The sequence below is a fragment of the Streptacidiphilus albus JL83 genome (assembly GCF_000744705.1).
Lineage (GTDB): Bacteria > Actinomycetota > Actinomycetes > Streptomycetales > Streptomycetaceae > Streptacidiphilus > Streptacidiphilus albus.
This window is the reverse complement of record NZ_JQML01000001.1, coordinates 7,198,801-7,210,467: the sequence shown is the minus strand read 5'-3', so window position 1 is coordinate 7,210,467 and position 11,667 is coordinate 7,198,801. Positions and strand designations below refer to the sequence as shown.

11 protein-coding genes are annotated in these 11,667 nt (G+C 74.8%); 6 read left to right on the top strand and 5 right to left on the bottom strand.

What is annotated here, in order from left to right:
- Positions 1-86 precede the first annotated feature (86 nt).
- Positions 87-1,406, top strand: coding sequence for a lactate racemase domain-containing protein (locus BS75_RS51665; RefSeq protein ID WP_081982765.1), 1,320 nt, complete (start codon positions 87-89; stop codon positions 1,404-1,406).
- 16 nt (positions 1,407-1,422) lie between these two features.
- On the opposite strand, the gene BS75_RS31575 is transcribed toward BS75_RS51665, so the two are convergent.
- Entirely contained in the window at positions 1,423-2,490 is a 1,068-nt protein-coding gene (locus BS75_RS31575; RefSeq protein WP_034090688.1) for a LacI family DNA-binding transcriptional regulator, read from the bottom strand.
- Positions 2,491-2,695: 205 nt separating this feature from the next.
- Here BS75_RS31575 and larE point away from each other — a divergent pair, with 205 nt between their 5' ends.
- Both larE and larB read left to right on the top strand, forming a co-directional pair.
- Positions 2,696-3,574, top strand: a complete 879-nt coding sequence (gene larE, locus BS75_RS31570; RefSeq protein ID WP_034090687.1) for an ATP-dependent sacrificial sulfur transferase LarE — start codon at positions 2,696-2,698, stop codon at positions 3,572-3,574.
- Positions 3,571-4,308 carry a nickel pincer cofactor biosynthesis protein LarB gene (larB, locus tag BS75_RS31565; RefSeq protein ID WP_231607943.1) on the top strand — a complete coding sequence of 246 codons (738 nt, stop codon included), beginning with the start codon at positions 3,571-3,573 and terminating at the stop codon, positions 4,306-4,308. The genes larE and larB overlap by 4 nt, the downstream gene beginning before the upstream one ends.
- A 22-nt stretch (positions 4,309-4,330) precedes the next feature.
- Here larB and larC read toward each other — a convergent pair whose 3' ends face one another.
- Together larC and BS75_RS31555 are read right to left on the bottom strand one after the other, a co-directional pair.
- On the bottom strand, positions 4,331-5,566 hold the full coding sequence (larC, locus tag BS75_RS31560) for a nickel pincer cofactor biosynthesis protein LarC (RefSeq protein ID WP_034090686.1): 1,236 nt from the start codon (positions 5,564-5,566) through the stop codon (positions 4,331-4,333).
- Between the two features lie 128 nt (positions 5,567-5,694).
- Positions 5,695-6,540, bottom strand: coding sequence for an SAM-dependent methyltransferase (locus BS75_RS31555; protein WP_042440423.1), 846 nt, complete (start codon positions 6,538-6,540; stop codon positions 5,695-5,697).
- Between the two features lie 242 nt (positions 6,541-6,782).
- Between BS75_RS31555 and BS75_RS31550 the strand changes: the two genes are divergently transcribed.
- The 3 genes from BS75_RS31550 (at position 6,783) to BS75_RS31540 (ending at position 9,240) form a co-directional block, all read left to right on the top strand.
- A complete protein-coding gene (locus BS75_RS31550) occupies positions 6,783-8,444 on the top strand; it encodes a phytoene desaturase family protein (RefSeq protein ID WP_063771599.1) in 1,662 nt (553 codons plus the stop codon).
- The gene (locus tag BS75_RS31545; protein WP_052069860.1) at positions 8,434-8,910 is read left to right on the top strand and encodes an SRPBCC family protein; all 477 of its coding nucleotides are present in this window, start codon (positions 8,434-8,436) and stop codon (positions 8,908-8,910) included. Before BS75_RS31550 ends, BS75_RS31545 begins: the two co-directional genes overlap by 11 nt.
- Positions 8,911-9,012: 102 nt before the next feature.
- On the top strand, positions 9,013-9,240 hold the full coding sequence (locus BS75_RS31540) for a hypothetical protein (protein ID WP_034090685.1): 228 nt from the start codon (positions 9,013-9,015) through the stop codon (positions 9,238-9,240).
- Between the two features lie 43 nt (positions 9,241-9,283).
- Here the strand turns inward: BS75_RS31540 and BS75_RS45020 are convergent, their stop codons facing one another.
- Both BS75_RS45020 and BS75_RS31530 read right to left on the bottom strand, forming a co-directional pair.
- Positions 9,284-10,009, bottom strand: coding sequence for a ComEA family DNA-binding protein (locus tag BS75_RS45020; RefSeq protein WP_152646237.1), 726 nt, complete (start codon positions 10,007-10,009; stop codon positions 9,284-9,286).
- A 71-nt stretch (positions 10,010-10,080) separates the two neighbouring features.
- Entirely contained in the window at positions 10,081-11,493 is a 1,413-nt protein-coding gene (locus BS75_RS31530; RefSeq protein WP_152646236.1) for a DUF6777 domain-containing protein, read from the bottom strand.
- Positions 11,494-11,667 lie beyond the last annotated feature (174 nt).

The window sequence follows — 11,667 nt, the reverse complement described above, 5'->3', positions numbered from 1 at the left end:
TGGCCATGGCAATCGGTTGCCGCCAGTTGCCGCCAGTTGCCCCGGGCGCTTGCGGCGGGCGCCGGGCTCCGGCCATGGTGAGGGCCATGGGCACGATCTCGCACGCCGCAGCCACCCCCGCCGAAGACGTCACCCCCGCCGCCGTCACCGCGCCCGCCGCCGCGCGGATCGGCGGACCCGGCACCGTGCTCAGCGAGGCGCAGGTGACCGCGTTCGTCGCCGAGCAGCTGGCCGGCGTCGACCTGGACGGCCGCAGCGTCTGCCTGGTGATCCCGGACGGCACCCGCAGCTGTCCGCTGCCGCTGCTGCTCTCGGCCGTCCACGGCGCGCTGGCCGGACGGGTGACCCGGCTGACCGCCCTGGTCGCCCTCGGCACCCACGCCGCGATGGGCGAGCGGGAGCTGGCCGCGCACCTGGGCCACCCCGAGGGCGGCCTGGCCGGGCGCTACCCGGGCCTGACGGTGCTGAACCACGCCTGGTGGGAGCCCTCGACCTTCGTCTCGCTGGGCACGGTCCCGGCCGAGCGGGTGGGCGAGCTGTCCGGCGGGCTGCTGCACCAGGAGGTGGACGTCCGGCTGAACCGGGCCGTGGTCGAGCACGATGTGGCACTGGTGCTCGGACCGGTGTTCCCGCACGAGGTGGTCGGCTTCTCCGGCGGCAACAAGTACTTCTTCCCGGGGGTGGCCGGGGCCGAGATCATCGACCTCTCGCACTGGCTGGGCGCGCTGATCACCAGCGCGGAGATCATCGGCACCCGGGGCATCACCCCGGTGCGGGCGCTGATCAACGAGGCCGCCGCGATGATCCCGGCCCGGCGGCTGGCGCTCTGCGTGGTCGCCCAGTCCGGCACCGGCGCGCTGCACGCGGCCGCCTTCGGCACCCCGGAGGACGCCTGGGCGGCGGCGGCCGAGGTCTCCGCCGAGACCCATGTCCGCTACCTGGACGCGCCGGTCCGCCGGGTGCTGTCGGTCATGCCGGAGAAGTACGAGGACATCTGGACCGCCGCCAAGGGCTTCTACAAGCTGGAGCCGGTGGTCGCGGACGGCGGCGAGGTCGTCCTCTACGCCCCGCACGTGCGCGAACTCGCGGCCATGCACCCGGAGATCGCCGAGATCGGCTACCACTGCCGGGACTACTTCACCGCACAGTGGGACCGCTTCAAGGGGCTGCACTGGGGCGTGCTGGCGCACTCCACCCATCTGCGCGGCGCGGGCAGCTACGACCCGGAGCACGGCGAGCGGTTCCGGGTCACGGTGACCCTGGCCACCGGCATCCCGGAGGACGTGGTGCGCGGGGCCAACCTGAACTACCTGGACCCGGCCGAGGTGGACCCGGCGGCCTTCGCCGCCGACCCGGACACCATGGTCGTCCCGCAGGCGGGCGAGGTGCTCTACCGGCTGCGCTGATCCGCTCCCCCGCCGTTCACCCCGTCCCGGGGCGCGGCCGGCCGGGCCGGGCGGTGGAGCCGCGCAGCACCAGCCGGGAGGGCAGCACCGCCGGCGGGCCGCCGTAGGGGCGCGCGCCGGCCAGCATCGCGAGCAGGTTGCGCACGGCGGTGCGCCCCTGGGCGCGCAGCGGCGCGGCCACCGTGGTCAGCCCGGGGGTGACCAACTCGGCGCCGAAGACATTGTCGAAGCCGACCACGCTCAGGTCCTGCGGGACCCGCAGCCCGGCCGCCTGGGCCCCGCGCATCAGCCCGATCGCCAGCTGGTCGTTGTAGGCGATGACGGCCGGGTCGCCGTAGCGGCCGAGGTCCCGGGCGGCGGCCGTGCCGCCGGCCACGGTCGGCGGGTAGGGGCCGATCCGGTGCACCCGCAGCCCCAGCCCGCCCGCCGTGTCGCGCAGCGCGCGCCACCGCGTCCCGTCGGCCCAGGAGGCCTCGGGTCCGGCCACATAGGTCACCGAGCGGTGGCCGAGCCCGGCCAGGTGACCGGCGGCCAGCCGCATCCCGTGGACGTTGTCGGTCAGCACGCTGGGCAGGTCGGCGACGTCCCGGTTGAGCACCACCATCGGCCGTTGCTTGGCGGTCATCCGGATCGCCGAGTCCGACATCCGCGAGCCGGCCAGGACCACCCCCTCCACCACCGGCAGCGCCCGCTCCAGCGCCTCGCGCTCCAGCCGGTCCGACTCCTGGGCGTCGACCAGCAGGACGACGTAGCCCGCCTCGTTCACGGCGGACTGCGCGCCACGGATGATCTCGGCGTAGAAGGGGTTGGTGATGTCGGAGACCACCAGGGCGATCACCGAGGTCCGCCCGGTCGGCAGCGCGCGGGCCAACGGGTTGGTGCGGTAGCCGAGTTCGGCGGCCACGGCGCGGATCCGCTCGGCCGTCCCGGCGCTGACCCGGCCCGGCCGGGAGAACGTCCGGGAGACCGTGGACGGCGCGACCCCGGCGGCCCGCGCGACGTCGTAGATCGTCGGCGGACGCGGCCGGCCGCCGGGGGCGGGCGTCGGCGAGGGCTCGGGCCGGGGTGCTGACTCCGGGGGCACGGTCCGTCCTCCTCGTCCTGGCAGCCTCCCTGGCCGGAGGGCGCGACAACAGATGGCAACCGCTTGCCATCCGGATTCCCCCACAGCCTAATCTGGGCCGACAGCTCCGCGCCGGTGGCGCCGACGCCGACAATGATCGGACCGACCGTGATTTCGGACCACCGTGATCAACCGGACCGAAGGACCCACTCAGGAAGGCGGCGGCATGGCCGACCAGACCCGCGAGCACACCGGCGGCCTCGCCGGGGTCACCGACGAGGACGCGCGCGCGGTCGAGCAGGTGGCCGGGCTGCTGCGGGGGGCCGCGCCGCTGGGGGTGGCCTTCTCCGGCGGGGTCGACTCCTCGGTGCTGCTGGCCCTGGCCGCCCGCGCCCTCGGCCCGGACTCGGTCCTCGCGGTCCTGGGCGTCTCGCCCAGCCTCGCGGCCGACGAGCGGACGGCGGCGCACCGGGTGGCCGGGTACATCGGCGTCCGGGTGGTGGAGGTGACCACCCATGAGGGTGAACGCCCCGCTTACATCGCCAACGGTCCTGACCGGTGCTTCCACTGCAAGGACGAGCTGTTCACCCGGATCTCGGACGAGGTCGCCGCCGCGCACGGCCTGGCCGCCGTCGCCTACGGCGAGAACGCCGACGACGTCGCCCGTCCGGACCGGCCCGGCAGCCGGGCCGCGGCAGCCCACCGGGTGCTCAAGCCGCTGGCGGACGCGGGTCTGGACAAGGCCGCCGTCCGCCGTGTCGCCCGCGCACTGGGGCTGCCGAGCGCGGACAAGCCGGCCGCCCCCTGCCTGGCCTCGCGCATCCCGCACTTCACCGAGGTCACCCCGGGCCGGCTGAGCCAGATCGAGCGGGCCGAGCAGGCGCTGCGCGGCCTCGGCTTCACCGACTGCCGGGTCCGCCACCACGGCGACACGGCGCGGATCGAGCTCCCGGTGCCGGAGATCGCCCGCGCGGTGGGCGAGGAACTGCGCGAGCGCGTCCTGGACGCGGTCCGCGGGGCCGGGTTCCGCACGGTGACGGTCGACCTCGCGGGCATCCGGTCCGGCGCCTTCACCCTCCCGCTCGTCGCCCGGAGCGAGGCGTGAGCGACCCGACGATCCCCGCCTCCGCCTCCGCCTCCGCCTCCGACGCCGACACCGGCGTCTGGCGGCCCCCGCCCGCCCTGGCGGCCTTCGCCGAGCTCGACCACGACCGGGCCCGGCGGCGCGGCTACCCCGAGGCGGTCTACTGCGAGGGCAAGACGCCCGACCAGGTCGCCGCGATCGGCGCGGCCGTCCGCGAGCGCCGCGCCCCGACGCTCTTCACCCGCGCCGCCCCGGCGCACGCCGAGGCGCTGCTGGTCGAGCTGCCGGACGCGCACCACGACCGGGACGCCCGGCTGCTGGCCTGGCCGCCGGAGCCGCCCGCCGCCACCGGCGGCACCGTGCTGGTGGTCGCCGCCGGGACCTCGGACCTGCCGGTCGCCCGCGAGGCCCAGCTCACCGCGAGCTACCTGGGCCGGTCGACCGAGCTGGTGATGGACCTGGGCGTGGCCGGACTCCACCGCGTCCTCGGCCAGTTGGACCGGCTGCGGGCGGCCCGGGTGGTGGTGGTCGTGGCCGGCATGGACGGCGCGCTGCCCAGCGTGGTGGCGGGACTGGTCTCGGCCCCGGTCGTCGCGGTGCCGACCTCCGTGGGCTACGGCGCGGCCTTCGGCGGCCTCGCGCCCCTGCTCGCCATGCTCAACGCCTGCTCGCCCGGCGTCGCCGTGGTGAACATCGACAACGGCTACGGCGCGGGCCACCTGGCCGCCCAGATCGCCGCCCCGCACGCCGACTGACGCCGGGTCGCACGGCGGACCCTCAGCCGCGCTCCCCGTGGTCGGCGGGCAGCGCGGCGCCCGGTACCAGTCCGCGCGCCACCGCCGCCGCGACCGCCGCCGTCAGCACCGTCCCGACCGGCAGACCGCGCCGCGCGGCCAGCGCCGCGACGTCCTCGAACTCCGGCGTCGCCCGGACGACCACGCCGTCCCGGTGCGCCACCTTCACCGGCAGCCCCTCCTCGCCGAGTACCGCGCAGCGCACCCAGGTCCGTGCCAGCGCGACCTTGCCGACCGGGGTCTCCCGCACCCCGATGGTGCTGGTCTGCTCGAAGACCAGCTCCCGCAGCGCCGCGACCCGCTCGGGCGGGGCCAGCACCTGCAGGGTGTGGGCCGGTCGGCCCTTCTTCATCAGGATCGGCGTCAGCCAGGCGTCCGAGGCGCCGGCCTCCAGCAGCGCGGTGAGGACTCCCGGCCACAGCCGCGGGTCCAGGTCGTCGACATTGGCCTCCAGCACGACCTCCGCCGTGACGGCGGTCGACAGGTCGGCCCGCCCGATGACCACCCGCACCACATTGGGCCGACCGGGCGTGTCCCTGGTCCCGGCGCCCACCCCGACCCGCTCCAGCAGCAGCGGCGGCAGTTCGCCGCACTCCTCGGCGAGCGCGGTGACCAGGGCCATCCCGGTCGGGGTCGCCAGCTCCCCGGTCCCGGCGCCGCCGGCCAGCACCCGCCAGCCGGCGGCCAGTTCGAGCACGGCGGGCACCGGCACCGGGATGTCCCCGTGGGCGGCCCGGGCGCGTCCCGACCCCAACGCCACCGGACCGGCGGTGAGCCGGGTGACGCCCAGGTCGTCCAGCGCCGCGCAGACCCCGACCACGTCCGCGATCGAGTCCCAGGCGCCGACCTCGTGGAAGTGCACCTCCTCGGCCGGCACCCCGTGCACCCGGCCTTCCGCCCGCGCCAGCCGGGCGAACACCGCCAGCGCGGCGGCCCGCACCGGCTCGGCCAACTCCGCCCGGCGGAGCAGCTCCTGGATCGTGCGCCAGCTGCGGTGCGGGTGGTCCGCCAGCAGCGTCTCCACGTCGACCTTGGTCGCCCGCAGCCCCGCCCGCGCCACCTCCGACGCCACCAGCCGTACCCCCGCCGGGATCACCGCGTCCACCGCCGCCTGCGCCACCGCCAGCGACGCCCCCGCGTCCACCAGCGCGCCCAGCAGCATGTCGCCGGCGATCCCGGCACTCGCGTCGACCCAGCCAACCCGAGCAGCGGAACCCATCACTCACCCTCGCAGCAGCGCAGCCGCACCCGTCCACCGCCGACCCGTCGCCGACACCTCACCCTACCCCTGAGCTGCGCCTTCCCCCATGACGCGATGCCCGGCGACCCGGCCGCGGAGCCGGGGGCTCAGCCGCGCCTCAGGGCCACGCCGGCGTAGCCGGCGATCTCCTCGCGGGTCATGGCGAAGTCCTCCTCGGCCTCCGGCCGCCACTCGTGGACCGGGACGACGCCGGGCTCGACCAGGTCGAAGCCGTCGAAGAAGCGCTGCACCTGGGCACGGGTGCGGGAGACGATGTTCAGGCCCGCCTGGGTGTACGTGCTGGAGATGGCGGCGGCGACCTCGGGATCCATCAGCTCGCCGGTGCCGTGGGTGAGGATCAGCGCGCTGCCGGGGGCCAGCACCTCCTTGTAGCGGTCCAGGACGGCCGCCGGGTCCGCGCTGTCGGGAAGGAAGTGGAGCAGCGCCACGACCAGCAGGGCGACCGGCCGGGAGAAGTCGATCAGGTCCTTGGTCTGCTGCGCGCCGATGATCGATTCCGGGTCGTTGAAGTCCGCGTCGATGTAGGCGGTCCGCCCCTCCGGCGCGCTGGTCAGCAGCGCCCGCGCGTGGGCCAGGACGATCGGGTCGTTGTCGACGTAGACCACGTGCGAGTCGGGGGCGGCGGCCTGCGCGACCTCGTGGGTGTTGTTCGAGGCGGGGATGCCGGTGCCGATGTCGAGGAACTGGCGGATGCCCAGCCCGGCGGCGTGGCGCACGGCCCGGCCGAGGAACCGCCGGTTGGCCCGCGAACCGGCGGGGGCGCTGGGCAGCAGCTCGACCACGCGCGCGGCGGCGGCCCGGTCGGCGGCGAAATTGTCCTTGCCGCCGAGGTAGAAGTCGTACATCCGGGCGGGGTGGGGTATGTCGGTGCGCAGGTCGATCTTGCTGGGCGCGCTGCCGTCGGACGCCGCCCAGTTCCAGTTCTCGGACACGCGGGACTCCGCCTCTCAAGGGTACTGACGCCGCGCCGAGATGACGCACCATCACCGCAAAGATCACCAGCATGCTAGTGGATCGGCCCCGGATTCCGTCCCCCTGGTGCCGCTCGTCACGCTCTGCTCGTCACTCCGATGCCCGAGCACTGCTTGTGGGCGTCGGCCCGGTGCTGTGCGATGGGACCCAAGCCTCGGAACGCGAGGAGCGGCCGGCACGACAGAGCCCGGGAACCGAATCCATGCTTGATGCCGTCGTCATCGGATCCGGCCCCAACGGGCTGGCCGCCGCCAACGTCCTGGCCGACGCCGGATGGCAGGTGGTGGTCCTTGAGGCCCAGCCCGAACCCGGCGGCGCGGTCCGCAGCGACCGGATGCTGGACCCGGCGTTCGTCTCGGACCTGTTCAGTTCGTTCTACCCCTTGGCTGCCGTCTCCCCGGTCCTGCGCGGTTTCGCCCTGGAGGACCACGGTCTGCGCTGGAGCCGGGCCGGGACGGTGATCGCGCACCCGCTGCTCGACGGCCGGTGCGCGGCTCTGTACCCGACGGTGGCGGAGACCGTCGAGCACCTCGCCGACCAGTTCGGTGCGGCGGACGCAAGGGCGTGGAACGAGCTGTACCGGCTCTGGGAGACCGTGGGCGATCAGCTGATGGCGCTGCTGTTCTCCCCGAGGCCGTCCCCTGCCGCCCTCGTCCGCTTCGCCCGGAGGCTGCGGTCGGCCGGTGCCCTGAAGACGCTGCGGTTCCTCACCCTGCCCGCCCGGCGGATGGCCGAGGAGGCGTTCGCCGGCCAGGGCCCCGCCCTGCTGCTGGCCGGCTGCGCGGTGCACGCCGACCTACTTCCCGATGCTGCGGGCAGCGGGCTCATGGGCTGGATGATGGCGATGCTGGGCCAGCAGGTCGGCTGGCCGGTGCCGGTCGGCGGAGCCGGAGAGCTCACCGGAGCACTGGTGCGGCGCCTCCGGGCGAAGGGCGGGGCGCTGGTCTGCAACGCCCGCGTCTCGGAGATCGTCGTCGGCGGCCACCGAGCCGTCGGCGTCCGGACGGAGGACGGGACGCGCTACCGGGTCGGCCGCGCGGTGCTCGCCGATGTCGCCGCGCCCGCCCTGTACGGGCAGCTGCTGCCGGAGCGCCACCGCGTCGAGTTGGACTCCTTCCAGTGGGATCCGGCGACGTTCAAGATCGACTGGTCGCTGTCGGAGCCGATTCCCTGGACGGCAGCCGAAGCCGTCCCGGCCGGTGCCGTCCACCTCGGAGCCCACCTCGACGACCTCAGCGACCACGCCCTGCGGGTGGCCACGGGCCGGATGCCTCGCGAACTGTTCGCGATCCTCGGGCAGATGACGGCAGCCGACCCGTCACGCTCACCCCGGGGAACCCAGGCCGCCTGGGCCTACACCCATCTGCCGCACCGCGGCGCGGCCGGTCGCGGCGAGCCCGCCGGAGGCTGGAGCGAGGACGAGGTCCGGGCGATGGCCGACCGCCTGGAGGCCCAGGTCGAGCGGTTCGCGCCAGGGTTCCGCGACGTGGTCGGCGCACGCCGGATCTGGACGCCGGCCCGGCTGGAGGCGATGAACGAGAACCTCGTCGGCGGTGCCATCGGCGGCGGCACGTCCAACATCCATCAGCAGCTGCTCTTCCGACCGCACTCCGGCCTCGGCGGCCCGCGTACGCCGGTGGCCGGCCTGTACCTGGCCTCCGCAGCGGCACATCCAGGAGGCGGGGTGCACGGGGTGTGCGGCGCCAACGCTGCCCGGGCGGCACTGCTCGACCGGAGCGTCCTGGGGCGGGCGGTCTACGGACCGGGCAGGTCCGCCCTGCGGCGGGCGGTCACTGGCCCCGCCGGATTCACGACCGCCGATCACCGGGGAACCGAGGAAGGGACACACCCCCATGGCTCGTAGTCGACGTCTGATCCTGAGTACGCCCGCCGAGGTGTGGATGCTGCTCGCGGACGGCTACCGGTACTCCGAATGGGTGGCCGGCACCCAGGAGATCCTCCATGTCGACCCGGAGTGGCCGGGGACCGGCACCTGCATCCGTTTCAAGGTCGGGCTCGGGGCGCTCACCCTGGACGACGTGTGCGTGGTGCGCCGGTGCGAGCCGGAACGCCGCCTGGAGCTGGAGGCCAAGGCGGGACGGTTCGGCGCCGCCCGGATCGCGATGAACCTGCTTCCCTGGGGCGACAACACCCTGCTCACGGTGGACTGGCATCCGCTCCGTGGCCCGGGCACGCGGCTGCACGGTCTGCCGGTGGACTATGCGGTCAAGATCCGGAACGGCATGATGCTCACCAAGCTGGCTCGCATCGCCGCGCAGGAGCACCGGGCGCCCGGCCCGGCGTCAGCGGTCGGCCGGTACCGGCCGTAGCCGGATCGGCTTACCCGCACGCGCCCTTGACGGCCTGCCCGTTCTGCGGAAGCGTCGAACGCACAACCGCGAGTGCGCAGCCGACACGAACGAGGAGACCCTGTGCCCCTGCACCTGGTCGGCCGGGACCCGCTCGGCGGTCCCGCGGCTGTCTGGCTCGACACCGAGAGCGGAAGCCTCGTCGTCAAGGGCCTGACCTCCACCGAGGACGAGCTGAACGGGCGGCCCGTCCCCGAGGGCAAGGCATCGGTCACCCTGCCGGACCGGATGAAGCCGATCATCCTGGAAGCCCTGGAGCTCATCCGGATCCTCGGACTCGACCAGGACTGACGGCCCGGTGTGCGTCGGCCGCGGTCGCCCCGGGCCGCCCGGGTCAGCTCAGGAAGACCAGCCGTTCCGCCAGCTCCTCGGCCAGCTCGGGCGACAGGTCGGTGCAGCCGGTCAGCTCCTCGACGAAGGAGAAGCCGTTGGCCCGGTCCCGCGCCTCGACGATCTGCACGGCGACCTGCCTGCTCATCCCGGGCAGCTGGGCGATGACCGCCAGCGGGACGTGGTTGACGTCCACGAGACCGCCGTCGTCGAACTGACGCGGTAGGTCCGGGCGGCCGATGCGGAGGTCCCGGGCGAGCGCCGGGTCCTGTTCCACGATCTTCCGCGCGTCCTGCCGGCGGTGCCGTCCGGCCAGTGCCTGCGAGATCGCCGGATCGATGCCGTTGGAACGGGGCGGCGCCTTGACCGAGAAGCGCAGCCGGCCGGACCCGCCGTCCAGGAGCGTCGGCTCCGGGCGCACCAGCCGCCCCCGGACCGCGAAGGTGATGCCCAGACCACCGGCGATCAGCACCACGACGATGAGGGTTCCGTCGATGTTGTTCGCGGTGGAGGTGGTGGCCGAGTTCGACAGCCACAGCACGATGACGGTCACGACGAGCGCGAGGACCGCGCTCACGGTCAGCCAGCGGGACCGCAGCCGGTAGGCCGCCCAGCCGAGGGCGGCCATCGTCCCCAGGCCGATGGTCAGCAGCGGGACGAGAGCCCAGACCACACTGCCGGCCGGGCTCATCCGACCGACCGGCGGGGTGGTTCTTCCGATGGTTGCCACGGCTCAGCGCTCCCTCCCTTCAGCGTGCGCCCAAGAGCCGTCGAACGCCAGGGCGGGAGCGGTGGACGCGGCTACGAGGAGGCCGACACCGGGAGGCTCTCGGAGGTGACCGTCCCGACCGACGCCGAGTTCACCGTCGACTCCGAGGGCGGTGCGGCGGACGACTGCACGGGCGGGGTCACCACCTCCGGCACGGCGGAAGAGGAGGAGGGGGCCGGCGAGGAGGGCGCCGCCGAGGAGGCGGAGGGCGACGGCGAGCTCGACGACGGGGACGCGGAGGTCGAGGTCGAGGTCGACGGGCCGTGCGAGTGGGACGCGGAGCCCGAGGTCGACGCGGACGCCGACGTCGAGCCGGAGGTCGACGGGGACAGCGAGGCGGAGCCGGAGGTCGCGCCCGAGGTCGAGTTGCTCGGGGCCGGACTGGTGACCGGCGGCGGGACCCGGTGGTCGGAGCCGCCGTGGCCGCCCATCGGCCGGCCGAACCAGGTGCCGTTCGCCGGGTTGTAGAGCACGACCACCTTGACCACCGTCACCGAGGGGACGACGATCACCACGGTCCCGGGCTGGAAGCCGGACCAGCTGGTGCCGGTGAACCGGGTCGAGGCGTTGTCGGCCTGCGGCGCCAGCAGCGGGTTCCCGCAGGCGCAGCGCACCCGGGGCAGGCCCCGGGAGTCGATGAGCACCGCCGTGCCGGACTGGAGCACCGACTGGAAGCTGGTCGCGCTGCCGTCGGCGAAGCCGTGGTTGGTGACCCGGGTGTCGACGTTCAGCACCACCGGGGTGAGCGAGCTGAGGTAGCCGGGGACGGCCGAGGGCTGGATGCCCTGCACGGAGGCCCAGGCCTGCTCCTTGGCAGGGTTGGCGTTCAGATAGGTCGTCAGCTGGGCGACGTCGCAGCTGGAGAGCTGCTCGGTGCCGCCGTAGAGGCCCACCTCGCCGCCGTTGCGGACGACGGCCGTACCGGAGGACCCGCCGGTCGGGGCGGCGGAACTGGGCGTCGGGGCGACCGTCGGCCGGGCGCTCCTGGCGACGGTGGAGGTGAACGGGTCGGGGCCCGGGTCCGCCGAGGACTGGAGGGCGACGTTCTGCGCCACCGGCGCCGGCGGGCTGGAGGTGCGGTTGGTCAGCACCACGGCGAGCACCACGGCGACCGCCGCCACGCCGCCGACCAGGGCGATGCCGCGTCCCCGGCGCCACCAGGGCTGCCTCGGGGAGTCGGCCGAGGCGGTCACCAGCCGACGCCCGCCGGGCGGGCTCGACGGCGGACCGGACGGCTGCACCGGCGGGCCGGACGGCTGCGTGGGCTGCTCGGCGCCGGGGGTCCGGCCCGAGCCCGCACCGGATGCGGGGCGCGGGGTCTGGCCCGACGGCGGCGGCCCGGAGGCGGGGCCGGAGAGCGGGCCCGAGGGCGGCCCGGACGGCGGGATTGCATTCGGGTCCGAGTTCGGGTCCGAGTTCGGATCCGAGGGGGTCTGAGAACTCACGAGCCGTGCCTCCACTTGCCTGGAAGACCCGCGCCACCTCGCGTGGCGCCGAAATACGCGCCCCCCTGCCGTCCCCCGCTGCCTGCCGCCCCCGCTGCCGTCCCCGCCCGGACGCTCGGTCCGAAGCCCGGTCGACCCCGCGGGTCCATCGCCTGTGGTCCATCGCCCGTAGGT

Coding starts and splice junctions, on each gene's coding strand:
- BS75_RS51665 (WP_081982765.1), top strand. CDS start 87: ATGGGCACGATCTCGCACGCCGCAGCCACCCCCGCCGAAGACGTCACC.
- larE (WP_034090687.1), top strand. CDS start 2,696: ATGGCCGACCAGACCCGCGAGCACACCGGCGGCCTCGCCGGGGTCACC.
- larC (WP_034090686.1), bottom strand. CDS start 5,566: ATGGGTTCCGCTGCTCGGGTTGGCTGGGTCGACGCGAGTGCCGGGATC.
- BS75_RS31550 (WP_063771599.1), top strand. CDS start 6,783: ATGCTTGATGCCGTCGTCATCGGATCCGGCCCCAACGGGCTGGCCGCC.
- BS75_RS31545 (WP_052069860.1), top strand. CDS start 8,434: ATGGCTCGTAGTCGACGTCTGATCCTGAGTACGCCCGCCGAGGTGTGG.